Raw genomic sequence first — 14,020 nt, 5'->3', positions numbered from 1 at the left:
GGCCGCTGGTGCGGTTCTCCCGTCCTGTCGAGAGCACGTCCTCGTGCACGACTCCTGCAGGCTAGGAAAGGGCTTTCCAACTGTCAAGGGATGGGGGCGCGACGCGCCGCGGGCCGCACCGGTGCGGGTGGTCGGCCCGGCGGCAACGCGGGGGTGCAGGAACGACGAAGCGGGCCCAGGTTTCCCTGGACCCGCTTCGTCGTCGCTGTCTCAACGAGTGTCCGGAGGGGGACTTGAACCCCCACGCCCGATAAAGGGCACTAGCACCTCAAGCTAGCGCGTCTGCCATTCCGCCACCCGGACGAGTGGACCATCCCGGCGTTTCCGCCGTTCCGGTGCGGGGAAAAACATAGCACGCTTCGGGCGGTGTCCAGGAATCGCGACCGCCGGACGAACGGAGCGTGACGGGCGGCCGCTCCCGGCCAGGGGTGCCCGGCGAACAGGGACGTCCTGGGGCACACTGGGCGGATGATGGCCACGAACGGACGGAGACGCGCGTGACGGACGAGCAGCGCCCCGCCGGAAGCACGACTCCCACGCCCCGACCGGGCTCCGGGTCGGACCGCTCGGCGGCGTCGGTCAAGCACCTCGCAGGCGCCTCGAGCGCGGCGCGCAAGGTCGCCGGGGCGAGGCGCAACCCGTCGGTGGTCGGTTACGACGACACGGTCCCGTCCTGGCTGCGGACCACCGCCGGGTGGTCCTGGCGGCTGCTCCTCATCGTCGCGGCGGTCGCGCTCATCGTCTACGCGACCGCGCAGATCCAGCTCGTGTTCGTCGCGGTGTTCCTCGCGCTCGTCATCTCGTCCGTGCTGCGTCCCGTCACGGACTTCTACGCGCGGATCATGCCGCGCGGCCTCGCGACCGCTCTCGCGATCCTCTCGGCGTTGCTCTTCATCGCCGGCCTGCTCACCTACGTCATCTCCTCCGTCGCCGGGCAGTGGGAGAAGCTCGCGGGGGAGTTCAGCGACGGGATCGAGGAGATCCTCGACTTCCTCGAGAACGGGCCGCTGCCCGTGACCATCACCGCGGACGACGTCAACGGCTGGATCGACAACGGGCGGCAGTGGCTCAGCGAGCACGGGGGAGACATCGCCAGCCAGGCCGCCGCGAGCGCCGGCTCCGTGTTCGAGGCCTTCGCCGCGATCGCGCTCGCGATCTTCTGCACGGTGTTCTTCCTGGCGCGTGGCAAGGACCTGTGGACGTGGTTCCTCAACCAGCTCCCCGCGCGGTCGCGCGACAGCTGGAAGATCGCCGGTGGGGCCGGGTGGTACACGTTCTCGGGCTACGCGCGCGGCACGGTGATCATCGCGCTCGTCGACGGCATCCTCGCGGGCATCCTGCTCGCGATCCTCGGGGTGCCGCTCGCCGCACCGCTGGCCGTCCTCGTGTTCATCGGTGCGTTCATCCCGATCATCGGCGCGCCGCTCGCCATGATCATCGCGGCGGTGGTCGCGCTCGCCGCCGACGGCATCGTCACCGCGCTCATCGTGACCATCGGGATCGCGCTCATCGGGCAGTTCGAGGGGCACATCCTGCAGCCGCTGATCATGGGCGCGCAGGTGTCGTTGCACCCGCTCGTCGTCGCCCTCGCCGTGACCGCGGGCACGCTCGTCGCCGGCATCCTCGGCGCCGTCGTCTCCGTGCCGCTCGTCGCGGTCGCCTGGGCCGTCTTCTCCAAGCTGCGCCACAAGGACCCGCCCATGGAGGAGGACATCCCGACGGCGAAGGAGATCGCGCTCGGAGACGTCGGCGTCGGCTCGCCGCGAGGCGGGGCCACGGAGGACGCCGCGGGCTGACCCGCGCGAGCCGCCCCGTCGAGGCGGCGGCTCAGCGGGGGACGGCCGACACGTCGGCGGCGAGGCGCAGCGACACGTGCACCGCGTCGCCGACGCCCTTGCCCGTGGCGTCGCGGACGGAGCGCAGGACCGCGAGGAGGTGCGGTCCGTCGTACGCGACGAGCGACGCGTGGTACGCCACTCCGTCGACGTCGGCCACGACAGGCACCCGGCCCCGCGTCCCGAACAGCTCTGCCACGTCGTACGGCAGGGCGACGAACGCCCCGGACCTCGTGCCTGCCGCGGTCACGACGGCGTCGAACTCCAGCGGTCCGGGATCGGTCCACGTGGGCATGCCGTCGACCGTAGCGGAGGGCCGCGGCCCAGGGAACGCTCCGCGACGAGGATTCTCGCGCTGCCGTCCTGCGCGGGTCGGTGTGCTGCGCCCACACTGGACCATGAGGATCGGCATACCCACCGAGGTCAAGAACCACGAGGACCGCGTCGCGCTCACCCCTGCCGGCGCCCACCACCTCGTGCGGGCCGGGCACGACGTGCTCGTCCAGTCGGGGGCCGGCGACGGCTCCCACCTCCCCGACGCCGAGTACGAGGACGCCGGCGCCCGGGTCGTCGCGACCGCCGAGGACGTGTGGGGCGAGGCGGAGCTCGTGTGCAAGGTCAAGGAGCCTGTCGCGAGCGAGTACTCGTTCCTGCGCAAGGACCTGCTGCTGTTCGCCTACCTCCACCTCGCGGCGGACCGTGCGGGGACCCAGGCGCTCCTGGACGCGGGCACGACGTCGGTCGCGTACGAGACCATGCAGGCCCCCGACGGGTCGCTCCCGCTGCTCGCACCCATGAGCGAGGTCGCCGGCCGCATGGCGACCCAGGTCGGCGCGTGGCTCCTGCAGCGGCCCGCGGGCGGTCGCGGCGTCCTGCTCGGCGGGGTGCCCGGCACGCGCCCGGGGCGCGTCGTCGTGCTGGGTGGCGGGACGGTGGGGCGCCACGCGGCCGAGATCGCCGTCGGCATGCGCGCGGAGGTGACGATCGTCGACCTCTCGCTCCCGGTGCTGCGCGCGGTCGACCAGGAGTTCGCGGGCCACGTGCGGACCGTCGCGTCGAGCGCCTACGCGATCGAGCGCGAGCTGCTGGAGGCGGACCTCGTCGTCGGGGCGGTGCTGGTCGCCGGGGCGCGCGCACCGCGCCTCGTGACCGACGACCTCGTCTCACGCATGCGCCCCGGAGCGGTGCTGGTCGACGTCGCCGTCGACCAGGGCGGGTGCTTCGAGGGGTCGCGGCCGACGACGCACGACGACCCGACGTTCGCCGTGCACGGCACGACCTTCTACTGCGTCGCGAACATGCCGGGCGCCGTGCCGGTGACGAGCACGCTCGCCCTGACGAGCGCGACGCTGCCCCACCTTGCCGCGCTCGCGGACGGCGGCGTCGACGCCGTGCGCGACGTCCCGCTCCTCCGCTCAGGTGCCTCGACGCACGACGGCGCGCTGCTCAACGAGGCCGTGGCCGCGGCGCTCGACCTGCCGTGGACGCACGCGGACGACGCCTTGCGCACCTGACGTGGCAGGATCGGCGGGTGCACCCCTTCGCGCTCGACGACGGCCGTGTCCACCTGTCCACCCCGACCGCCGACGACGTCGACGCGATCACGGCCGCGTGCCAGGACCCCGCGGTCGCGGAGTGGACGGTCGTGCCCGCGCCCTACGCGCGCGACGACGCGGAGCAGTTCGTCTCCGAGTTCGTCGGACCCGGCTGGGATCGGGGTGACGTGCTCACGTGGGGCGTGCGCGAGAGCGTCGGTCCGGCGGGGATCCCCGGAGCCGACGGCGTCGGCCGACTCGTCGGCATGGTCGGCCTGAGCCTCGACAACGCACCCGAGGGGCAGCGGTCGGCGGAGATCGGGTACTGGATCGCGCCGGAGGCACGCGGCCGGGGCCTCATGACGGCGGCCGGCCGGCTTGCCGTCGACTGGGCGTTCGATCCCGAGGGCGGTGGGCTCGCGCGCCTGTTCTGGCAGGCGTACGTCGGCAACTGGCCCTCGCGTCGCGTCGCCTGGCGGCTCGGGTTCCGCGTCGAGGGCATGGTGCGCGGTTTCGCGCTCCAGCGCGGCGAGCGCCGCGACGCGTGGCTCGGCACCCTCCTTCCCGGAGATCCGCGCGAGCCGAACGAGCCCTGGGCGGGTGACGCGCCGCAGTCGGGCACCGCCGCCTGACGTGCGGCGCCGCCCGGGTCGCCGGCCCCGGTATCCGGCACGGGCGAATGCGTTTCCGTCGCACCCGCTCGCGGGGTCAAGATGGGCACCATGACCTCCGAGCCCACGACGCGCACCGACGCGCCCGCGCCCACCACCGTGCCGGCCTTCCTCGACCTCGACGCCGCCAACCCGTTCGCGGCGCCGTCGGCGCTCCCGTACGAGCTGCCCGACTACGACGCGATCCGTGAGGAGCACTACCTCCCGGCCCTGCGCGCCGCGACGGCGGCGCAGCGCGCATCGGTCGAGGCGATCGCGGCCGATCCCGCGCCCGTGACGGCCGCGAACCTGCTCGACGCGCTCGAGCGCTCGGGTCGCGACCTCGCGCGCGTCCTCAACGCGTTCTACAACCAGCTCTCCGCCGACGCGACGCCGGGGCTCGAGCAGATCGAGGAGGAGTTCGCGCCCGAGCTCGCGGCGCACCACGACGCCATCTACATGGACGCGCGCCTGTACGCGCGCGCCCGCGCGCTGCAGGACGCCGTGGACGCGGGGGAGCAGGCTCTCGAGCCCGACGCCGCGTGGCTGCTGCACACGCTGCTCGTCCGGTTCCGCCGCTCGGGCGTCGAGCTCGACGGCGACCAGCAGGAGCGCCTGCGCGAGCTCAACGGCCGGCTCACGACCCTCGAGGCCGCGTTCGGTCGCAAGCTGCTCGCCGGGGCCAACGCGGCGAGCGTGCTCGTCACGGACCGCGCCGAGCTCGATGGCCTGCCCGAGGACGCCGTCGCGGGTGCCGCAGCGGCAGCGGCCTCGCGCGGGCACGACGGCGCGTGGCTGCTCGAGATGCAGCTCCCGACCCAGCAGGGCGTCCTCGCGTCGCTCGCGCGTCGTGACGTGCGCGAGCGCGTGCAGCAGGCCTCGGAGTCGCGCGGCGCGTCCGGCGACGACCACGACACGCGCGAGATCGTCCTCGAGACGGTCCGCTTGCGCGCCGAGCGCGCGCGACTGCTCGGCTACGAGCACCACGCCGCGTACGTCGCGGAGGACGCGACCGCGAAGACGACCGAGGCCGTGAACGCGATGCTCGCGCGCCTCGCCCCCGCGGCGGTCGCGAACGCGCGACGCGAGGCGGCCGACCTCGAGGCCGCGCTCCAGGCGGACGAGCCGGGCGCGACGCTGCGCGCGTCGGACTGGTCGTACTACGCCGAGCGCGTCCGCAAGGACCGCTACGCGCTCGACGACGCGCTGCTGCGCCCCTACCTCGAGCTCGAGCGCGTCGTCCACGACGGCGTGTTCCTGGCCGCGAACCGGCTGTTCGGCGTCTCGTTCGCCGAGCGCCACGACCTCGTCGGCTACCACCCGGACGTGCGCGTCTTCGAGGTCTTCGACGCCGAGACCCCCGGCGAGCCGGGCAAGGGCCTGGGCCTGTTCCTCTCCGACTGGTACACGCGCGAGTCCAAGCGCGGCGGGGCATGGATGAACAACCTCGTCGACCAGAACGACCTCCTCGGCCAGAAGCCGGTCGTCGTGAACAACCTCAACATCGTCAAGCCCCCGGCGGGCCAGCCCACGCTGCTCGTCTGGGACGAGGTCATCACGCTGTTCCACGAGTTCGGCCACGCGCTGCACGGACTGTTCTCCGACGTGCGCTACCCGTCGCAGTCGGGCACCGAGGTGCCGCGCGACTTCGTCGAGTACCCGTCGCAGGTCAACGAGATGTGGGCCTGGGAGCCGTCGGTCCTGCGGTCGTACGCCGTGCACCACGAGACGGGCGAGCCGATGCCCGCCGAGTGGGTCGACACGATGCTCGCGTCGCGCCAGTTCAACGAGGGCTTCGGGACCACCGAGTACCTCGCTGCGGCGCTGCTCGACCAGGCGTGGCACCAGGTCGGCCCCGACGGCGTGCCGTCGTCCGAGGCGGACGTCGTGCCGTTCGAGGCCGCCGCGCTCGACGCCGCTGGCGTCGCGTTCGCCCCCGTCCCGCCGCGCTACCGCACGACGTACTACAACCACGTGTTCGGCGGCGGCTACTCGGCCGGCTACTACTCGTACATCTGGTCCGAGGTGCTCGACGCCGACACCGTCGAGTGGTACCGCGAGAACGGCGGCCTCACGCGCGAGAACGGCGAGCGCTTCCGTCGCGTCCTGCTCGCGCGCGGCGGATCGCAGGACCCGCTGCAGTCGTTCCGAGAGCTGCGCGGGCGTGACGCCGACATCGCCCCGCTCCTCGCGCGCCGCGGCCTCGACGCCTGACCCGAGGCCGCCGAGGGACAACCTGGGTACCGGGCTCTACCTCGGCGGCTCACCCGGGCGGACCAGGCCGGTCTCGTACGCGACGACGACGAGGCCGGCCCGGTCCCGCACCCCGAGCTTGGCGAGGATCCGGCCCACGTGCGTTCGCGCCGTGGCGGGGCTCATGAACAGCGTGGCCCCGATCTCGTCGTTCGTCAGGCCGCGGCCGACGTGCGCGAGCACCTCGCGCTCGCGGTCCGTGAGCCGCCCGGCCACCTCCGCCGTGAGTGCGTCGTCGCGCCGGCCCGCGCTCACCGCCTGCGCCACGACGCGCGAGGTCACCGAGGGGGAGAGCAGCGCATCTCCGGCGGCGGCGGTCCGCACGGCCGAGCGCAGCTCCTCGGGGCTCGCGTCCTTGAGCAGGAACCCGCTGGCCCCGGCGCGCAGCGCGGCGAACAGGTTGGCGTCGTCGTCGAACGTCGTGAGGACGACGACGCGCGGACCGGACGGGCGGTCGTCCTCGCTCGTCGCAGCGTCCGGGACCGCAGGGCCGGGGATCGCAGCACCGTCGACGACCTGACGCGTGGCCGCGATCCCGTCGAGCACGGGCATCTGCAGGTCCATGAGGACGACGTCGGGCCGCGCCCGGCGCACGAGCGCGACGCCGTCGCGACCGTCCGCCGCCTCGCCGACCACCTCGATGTCGTCCGCGCGCTCCAGCAGCGCGCGGATCCCCGTCCGGACGAGGGGCTGGTCGTCGACCAGCACGACGCGGATCACGAGCCGCCCCGACGGTCGCCCGACGCCGGCGGCGCGGGTGGGGCGGCGACCGCGGTCGGGCCGTCGGGCGCTGGTGCCGCACCGACCGGCACCACGGCGCGCAGGAGGAAGCCGCCGTCGTCGGGCACGTGGGACGTGACCACGCCCCCGAGCACCGCGACGCGCTCCCGCAGCCCGCGCAGCCCGAACCCGTCGTCGCCCGACGGACCCGACGCACCGCGACCGTCGTCGCGCACCTCCACCTCGATCGCCCCGAGGCTCGGATCCAGCGCGACGTTCACGACGGCGCGACGCGCCTCGGCGTGCCGCAGCACGTTCGTCAGACCCTCCTGGACCACGCGGTACACCGCGGCGCTCGCAGCGCTCCCGGCGTCGACCGTGGCCGGGAGGTCGACGTCGAGCCTGACGTCGAGCCCGGCCGCCCGGGCTGTGCCGGCGAGGTCGTCGAGGCGGTCGAGGCGGGCCTGGTCCGCGATCCCGACCGCCCCGGACGACCCCCGCAGCGCGCGCACCGTGGCGCGCAGGTCGGCGAGGGCAGCCGTCGTCGCCGTCCGGACGAGGTCGAGCTCCGCCCGCGCCGTCGCGAGCGCGGCGCCGGGCTCGTCGGGACGCGCGGCACCCAGGTCGTCGAGCGCCTCGCGCGCGACGTTCGCGTGCAGGGACACGACGGCCAGATGGTGCCCGACGACGTCGTGCAGGTCGCGCGCGACGGCCTCCCGGTCGCGCGCGACACGGTCGGCGGCCTCGAGCTCCCGGGTCTGCTCGCGCAGCGCGTCGGCGTGCCCGCGCTGCTCGTCGCGCTGGCGCCGCACGAAGGACCCGTGGCCGAGCGCGACGGCCGCGGCCATGAGGGCGACCGTGGTCGCGAGCTCGTACCCGAAGACGTACCGGACGTCGTCGCCCTCGGCGAGGCGGAAGTAGGTCGAGACGACGACGAGCGCCGCGGCGACGCCCACGGCCCAGGCGAGCCGTCCGGCGACCGCGGCGGAGTAGAGGGCGACCGAGACGGGCAGGGCGAGGCCGATCGCCGGCAGGTCCAGCGTGTAGTACCCGCAGATGACGAGCGCCGTCGCCACGAGGACCCCGACCGGGAACCGCCGACGGCCGAGCACGAGCAGACCGAGCACGAGCGCGATCGGGTAGGCGACCCACGGGTCGGCGGACGAGCCGCCGACGTCGGCCGCGATGGCGAACGCGAGGACGTCGAACACCGCAAAGCCGAGGAGCGCGTCGACGAGCCACGCCGGCGGCGCCGCGCGGGATGTGCGGACGGTCGGCGGCCGGGTCGGCACGTGGTCGGGAGGCGTCACACCTCCGGAGTCTAGGAACCCGCCGCCGCTCACGCGTCCGCCGAGGGACGGTGCCCGGTCAGGGTCGTGTACGTCGAGACGCGTACGCGCGGGCCGAGGACCGACGCACCAGGTGACGCGTCGGGGCGGACGCGTCGGCCCCGCGTCGCTCCCTAGCGTCGACGCCATGCACTCGACACCCGAGCCCGAGCACCTGCACCCGACGCCGCCGACACCCGCACCGCAGCCGGGCCCCACACCGTCGGTCCCGCCCGAGCGGCGCACGTTCTCGGGGACCGTCCGCTCGCTGAGCTGGCCCCTCGTCCTCGGGCTCGGGGCGCTCGCGCTCGTGCGTCCGCTCCTGAGCGTCACCGGGATCGACGAGGCGATCGGGCGGCCCGCCGCCCCGCTCCTGACCACGCTCGTCCTCACGGTCGTGTGGGTCGTCGCGATCGTCGTCGCGCGGCCGGCCGCCCCGCTCGCGACCGGGACCGCCGTCGGGCTCGCCTACGGCGTCCTGGCGCTCGTCATCAGCGCCGTCCTGTCACCGATCCTCACCGGGGAGCTCCAGGGACCCGTCGCCCGTCCCTGGGCCGTCGTCCCGATGCTGCTCACCAACGCGGCGTGGGGTGCGCTCGCCGGGCTGGTCGCCCACGGCCTCCTCGCCGCCCGCCGCTGACCTCTGCCGCCCGCTCTCGGCGCCACCCCGAGCGGTGCCCGGGCGCGCTCAGGGTCGGTTCCGGGGACGCGTACGCTTCCGTGCGGACGCTCCCGGCACCGACCGGTCCCTAGCGTCGACGGCATCGCCTCGTTCCGTTCGAGGACCGCCGTCGACCCGCACCACGCCGGCCGCCGGCGTCCACCCTGGAGAACCCCGATGACCTACCAGCCACCCACCGTGCCCCCGGCCCCCGTCCCGACCATGCCGCCCGGCGCCCCCCCGGTCCCGCCTCGCCGCCGCCGCAGCCCGCTCGCTCGCGTCCTGCTCGTCCTCGGGCTCGTCGCCGTCCTGTTCGTCGGCGCGATCGTCGCCGTGGTGGGCGTCGCGTGGGCGCGCGCCGCGACGAGCACCGCCGGCGCCGTCGAGTTCACCCGGCCTCTCGTGGTCCCGCCGCTCGCCGAGTCCCGGGTGGAGGACGGCGTCCGGGTCTTCGAGCTCGAGGCACGGGACGGCGTCGCCGACCTCGGCGCGGCCGAGCCGACGCCGACGCTCGGGCTCAACGGTGACTACCTCGGCCCGACGCTGCGCGCGACGCGCGGCGAGCGGGTCCGCGTCGACGTGACGAACGCGCTCGACGAGACCACGACGATCCACTGGCACGGCATGCACCTGCCGCCCGCGATGGACGGCGGCCCCCACCAGATGGTGGAGCCCGGCGAGACGTGGTCGCCCACGTGGACGATCGACCAGCCGGCGGCGACGCTCTGGTACCACCCGCACCTGCACGGCCGGACGGCGGGCCAGGTGTACCGCGGGCTCGCGGGGATGTTCCTGCTCGACGACCCGGCCAGCGCCGACGGCCCGGCCGCTGACCTGCCGCACGAGTACGGCGTCGACGACGTCCCGCTGATCATCCAGGACAAGAGCTTCCACGCCGACGGTCGGCTCAAGGACACGGTGAGCTTCCTCTCGCCCGTGGGGCCCCTCGGAGACCGAGTCCTCGTCAACGGCACGCCCGGCCCGTACCTCGACGTGACGACCGAGCGCGTGCGCCTGCGCCTGCTCAACGGCTCCGACTCGCGGGTCTACGACGTCGGCCTCGCCGACGGCGGGACGGTCCAGCTCGTCGGGACCGACGGCGGGCTGCTCGCCGAGCCGCAGACCGTCGACCGGGTCCGGCTCTCCCCGGGCGACCGCGCCGAGGTCGTCGTGACCATGACGCCCGGACAGCGCGCGGTCCTGCGCAGCTTCCCGCCCGACCTCGGCGTGAACCCCCTGTTCGAGCGGTTCTCCGGCGGCGACGACACCCTCGACCTGCTCGAGCTGCGCGCCGCCCACGACCTCGCGCCGAGCCCGGCCGTGCCCGCCGAGCTCGTCGACGCCGGGGCCGACGAGCCGGACGCGTCCGACGCCGTGCGCACACGCCGCTTCCAGCTCGCCGGGACGTCGATCAACGGGAAGTCGATGGACATGTCCCGGATCGACGAGGTCGTCACCGTCGGCGAGACGGAGGTCTGGGAGGTGACCGGGCTCGACGACACCCCGCACAACTTCCACGTGCACGACGTCCAGTTCCGCGTCCTCGACGTCGCCGGGTCGCCCCCCGGCCCGGACCTGCAGGGCTGGCAGGACACCGTGTACGTCGAGCCCGGGCACGTCACGCGCCTGCTCGTGCGGTTCGACGCCGCCGAGGGCACGACCGACCCGAGCACGCCCTACATGTTCCACTGCCACCTGCTCACGCACGAGGACCGCGGCATGATGGGGCAGCTCGTCGTGGTCGCCCCGGGTGAGCAGGCGCCGTCGCGCATCGACGTGCCCGACGGCGGTGCGCATCTCGACCACGACTCGGACCACGACGCCGACCGCGGCGACGCGTCCGACGCCCCGGGCGACGGCACCGGCCCCCGCCGCCCTCACCCCGAAGCCGGAGCCCACCGGACCGACCACTGACCACCGCCGAGGTAGAACCGTGGTTGCACGAGGTAGAACCGTGGTTCGCCGAAGTAGAACTCTGGTCGCGCGAGGTAGAACTGTGGTCGTGTCGGACGGCGGTGGGTCGGCTTGGGTGTCGGGGTGGGTGGGGGCGCCGCGTCTACCATCCGCGCCGCTCGTTCCTCGCGGCGCTCCCGCCAGGCCCGACCACGACGCGGCGCCCCCACCCACCCCTCCCGGCTTCGTCCCACCCCTGGTCCTCGCTCACGCGGGCCGACGGCCCGCAGGGCCAGCATTCCGCCGTCTCGCCGTCTCGCCGTCTCGCCGTCTCGCCGTCGCGCCGTGCGGCTGACGCCCGAGCCCCGCGTCGTCGAGCACGACGTTGCTCGCGGTCGAGCACGGCCTGAGTGTCGCCACGGCCCGGATAACGACACTGATGTCGTGTTCGGCGCGTGACCACCCCCTGACCGGCCGACCACGGCTCTACCGAGGTGGACCACGCCGCTACCTCGCGCGACCAGGGCTCTACCTCGCGTAACCACGGCTCTACCTCGCGGGACCTCGGCTCTACCTCGGCAGACCCGGGGCACCGCCCAGGGTGACGTGACGGCTGAGCGGGTGGGGCGGCGTCGGATGCGAAGAGCGTCAAGGCCGCGCTCCTGAAGCCCCCGCCCGACGGACCAGGGCGACGGCGCGGACAGCCCGAGCACCGACGCCGCCCCGCACGCGGACCCGACCACGACCCGCCCGACCGAGCCCGAGCACCGACGCCGCCCCGACCACGACCCGCCCGACCGAGCCCGGGCACCGACGCCGCCCCGACCACGAGAACGCCCGGCCCGGGTGGCGGCGGCGGGTAGCGTGTCGCCATGACCGCTCCGCACCCTGACTCCCGCGCCCGCACCACGACCCCGGCAACCGACGCGACGGCTGGCGGCGTCCTCCTGCCGACGGCGGAGGACGAGGTCGTGCGGATCTGCCAGGAGCTGTTGCGGATCGACACGTCGAACTTCGGCGACGGGTCGGGGCCGGGGGAGCGGGCCGCGGCGGAGTACGTGATGGGGCTGCTGCACGAGGTCGGGCTGGAGCCGGAGCTGTTCGAGTCGGAGCCGGGCCGCGCGAGCGTGGTCGTGCGACTCGAGGGCGCGGACCCGAGCCGGCCCGCGCTCGTGCTGCACGGGCACCTCGACGTGGTGCCCGCGCAGGCGTCGGACTGGTCCGTCGACCCGTTCGCGGGCGAGGAGATCGACGGCCTGCTGTGGGGACGCGGGGCGGTCGACATGAAGGACATGGACGCGATGATTCTCGCGGTCGTGCGGCAGATGGTGCGTGAGGGGCGCAAGCCCGCGCGCGACGTCGTCGTCGCGTTCTTCGCCGACGAGGAGGCGGGCGGCACGTACGGGGCGCGCTACGCCGTCGACCACCGGCCCGAGCTGTTCGAGGGCGCGACGGAGGCGATCAGCGAGGTCGGCGGGTTCTCCGTCGAGGTCGGTGGCCGCCGCGCGTACCTGCTGCAGACCGCGGAGAAGGGCATCGCGTGGCTGCGGCTCGTCGCCGACGGCCGTGCCGGCCACGGCTCGCAGGTCAACCCCGACAACGCCGTGACGCACCTCGCCGAGGCCGTCGCGCGGATCGGCGCCCACCACTGGCCGTACACGCTCACGCCGACGGTCGACAAGCTCCTGCGCGGTGTCGCCGACCTCACGGGGCTGTCGTACGACCCGGGCGACTCCCGGAGCGTCGACGCCCTCGTCGCGGCGCTGGGGCCGGCGTCGCGGTTCGTCGGCGCGACCGTGCGGCACACGTCGAACCCCACCCAGCTCTCCGCGGGCTACAAGGCGAACGTCATCCCTGGCCGCGCCGAGGCGACGATCGACGCGCGCCTGCTGCCCGGCCACGAGGACGACGGCTTCGCCCGGTTGCGCGACCTCGCGGGCGAGCACGTGCGCGTCGAGGAGATCCACCGCGACATCGCGCTCGAGGTCCCGTTCGAGGGCGAGCTGGTCGACGCGATGGTCGACTCGTTGCTCGCCGAGGACCCGGAGGCGACGGTCCTGCCGTACACGCTCTCGGGCGGCACGGACAACAAGTCGCTCGCCCGGCTCGGCATCACCGGCTACGGCTTCGCACCGCTGCGCCTGCCCGGGGACCTCGACTTCTCGGGCATGTTCCACGGCGTCGACGAGCGCGTGCCCGCCGACGCCTTGCGGTTCGGTGTCCGTGTCCTCGACCGCCTCCTGCGCACCTGCTGACGCATGCCCGGCGGGGGGACGTCGGCTCAGGCCACCGGGTCGTCGAGGAGCCCCGTGAGCATCGCGCGCAGCCGCGGGCGGTAGCCGCCGCCGAACAGCACCGCGTGCACCGCGACGGGGTACACCTGGTGCAGCGCGACGCGATGCCGCCAGCCGCGCGCGAGGGGGCGCGCGTCGTCGTACCCGGCGAGGATCTCGTCGAGGTGGGGGGCGCCGAACAGCTCGAGCATGGCGAGGTCGGTCTCGCGGTGGCCGCCGTGCGCCGCAGGGTCGACGAGCACGGCCTCCACCGTGCCGTCGCCCGTGTCGCCCCAGGCACCGCCCTCGCGGACGTCCGTCCACAGCACGTTGCCCGACCACAGGTCGCCGTGCAGCCGGGCGGGCGGCTCGTCGAGCGAGGAGCCGGCCAGGTGCGCGAGGCGGTCGCCGAGGCGCTCGAGCAGCCGGACGTCGTCGCGATCGAGGGCTCCACGGTCCCGGCCCTGCCGCGCGACCGGCGCGAGCCGCGCCTCGGCGTAGAACGTGGGCCAGTCCGGCCACGAGCCCGTCGGCAGGGGGAGCGGGTCGTCGAGCGGGCCGAAGAACGCGTCGCCCTCCCATCCGGGGGCGGGCGCGCCCCACGCGGGCGCCCCGGCGTCGTGCAGGACGGCGAGCGCGCGTCCGAACGCCGACGCCGCCGCGGCGGTGGGCCGCGCGGGCTGCACCCGCGCGAGGTCGAGGTGCGTGCGTGCGACACCCAGCACCTCGACGACGCGCGGCCCGCCGGCCACCCGCAGCCACTCCAGCCCGGCGGCCTCGCACGCGAAGAACCCCGGCGGCGCCTCCGCGCGGGACTTCGTGAAGACGTCCGGCCCCGTCTCCGGAACGGCGTCCGGGGGTCCGCTCACGCG

11 protein-coding genes and 1 tRNA gene are annotated in these 14,020 nt (G+C 74.6%); 7 read left to right on the top strand and 5 right to left on the bottom strand.

Annotated elements, in window-relative coordinates:
* Positions 1–218: 218 nt before the first annotated feature.
* A tRNA-Leu gene (locus tag ACMXGY_RS11805) sits at positions 219–303 on the bottom strand.
* Between the two features lie 194 nt (positions 304–497).
* Here ACMXGY_RS11805 and ACMXGY_RS11800 point away from each other — a divergent pair.
* A complete protein-coding gene (locus ACMXGY_RS11800) occupies positions 498–1,796 on the top strand; it encodes an AI-2E family transporter (protein ID WP_483773184.1) in 1,299 nt (432 codons plus the stop codon).
* Positions 1,797–1,827: 31 nt separating this feature from the next.
* Here ACMXGY_RS11800 and ACMXGY_RS11795 read toward each other — a convergent pair whose 3' ends face one another.
* Positions 1,828–2,130: a DUF1905 domain-containing protein gene (locus tag ACMXGY_RS11795; RefSeq protein WP_483773183.1), complete on the bottom strand. Its 303-nt coding sequence runs from the start codon at positions 2,128–2,130 to the stop codon at positions 1,828–1,830.
* A 103-nt stretch (positions 2,131–2,233) separates the two neighbouring features.
* On the opposite strand from ACMXGY_RS11795, the gene ald reads away from it, so the two are divergent.
* From ald to ACMXGY_RS11780, 3 genes are all read left to right on the top strand, one after another.
* Positions 2,234–3,349 carry an alanine dehydrogenase gene (gene ald, locus ACMXGY_RS11790; RefSeq protein WP_483773182.1) on the top strand — a complete coding sequence of 372 codons (1,116 nt, stop codon included), beginning with the start codon at positions 2,234–2,236 and terminating at the stop codon, positions 3,347–3,349.
* Positions 3,350–3,366: 17 nt separating this feature from the next.
* A complete protein-coding gene (locus ACMXGY_RS11785) occupies positions 3,367–4,002 on the top strand; it encodes a GNAT family N-acetyltransferase (RefSeq protein WP_483773181.1) in 636 nt (211 codons plus the stop codon).
* Between the two features lie 90 nt (positions 4,003–4,092).
* On the top strand, positions 4,093–6,234 hold the full coding sequence (locus ACMXGY_RS11780; RefSeq protein WP_483773180.1) for a M3 family metallopeptidase: 2,142 nt from the start codon (positions 4,093–4,095) through the stop codon (positions 6,232–6,234).
* Between the two features lie 36 nt (positions 6,235–6,270).
* On the opposite strand, the gene ACMXGY_RS11775 is transcribed toward ACMXGY_RS11780, so the two are convergent.
* Positions 6,271–6,993 (bottom strand): response regulator, encoded by a 723-nt coding sequence (locus tag ACMXGY_RS11775; protein WP_483773179.1) that lies wholly within the window; start codon positions 6,991–6,993, stop codon positions 6,271–6,273.
* A complete protein-coding gene (locus tag ACMXGY_RS11770) occupies positions 6,990–8,303 on the bottom strand; it encodes a sensor histidine kinase (protein WP_483773178.1) in 1,314 nt (437 codons plus the stop codon). Before ACMXGY_RS11770 ends, ACMXGY_RS11775 begins: the two co-directional genes overlap by 4 nt.
* 166 nt (positions 8,304–8,469) lie before the next feature.
* Between ACMXGY_RS11770 and ACMXGY_RS11765 the strand changes: the two genes are divergently transcribed.
* From ACMXGY_RS11765 to ACMXGY_RS11755, 3 genes are all read left to right on the top strand, one after another.
* Entirely contained in the window at positions 8,470–8,961 is a 492-nt protein-coding gene (locus ACMXGY_RS11765; protein WP_483773177.1) for a hypothetical protein, read from the top strand.
* Between the two features lie 198 nt (positions 8,962–9,159).
* A complete protein-coding gene (locus tag ACMXGY_RS11760) occupies positions 9,160–10,896 on the top strand; it encodes a multicopper oxidase family protein (protein ID WP_483773176.1) in 1,737 nt (578 codons plus the stop codon).
* A gap of 851 nt (positions 10,897–11,747) precedes the next feature.
* Positions 11,748–13,130: a M20/M25/M40 family metallo-hydrolase gene (locus tag ACMXGY_RS11755; protein ID WP_483773175.1), complete on the top strand. Its 1,383-nt coding sequence runs from the start codon at positions 11,748–11,750 to the stop codon at positions 13,128–13,130.
* Between the two features lie 26 nt (positions 13,131–13,156).
* Here the strand turns inward: ACMXGY_RS11755 and ACMXGY_RS11750 are convergent, their stop codons facing one another.
* Complete coding sequence (locus tag ACMXGY_RS11750) at positions 13,157–14,017, bottom strand: fructosamine kinase family protein (RefSeq protein ID WP_483773174.1); 861 nt, start codon at positions 14,015–14,017, stop codon at positions 13,157–13,159.
* Between the last annotated feature and the right edge of the window lie 3 nt (positions 14,018–14,020).

Source organism: Cellulosimicrobium sp. G4 BAM 1002 (assembly GCF_057126935.1).
This window is presented reverse-complemented; position numbering and strand designations above follow the sequence as displayed.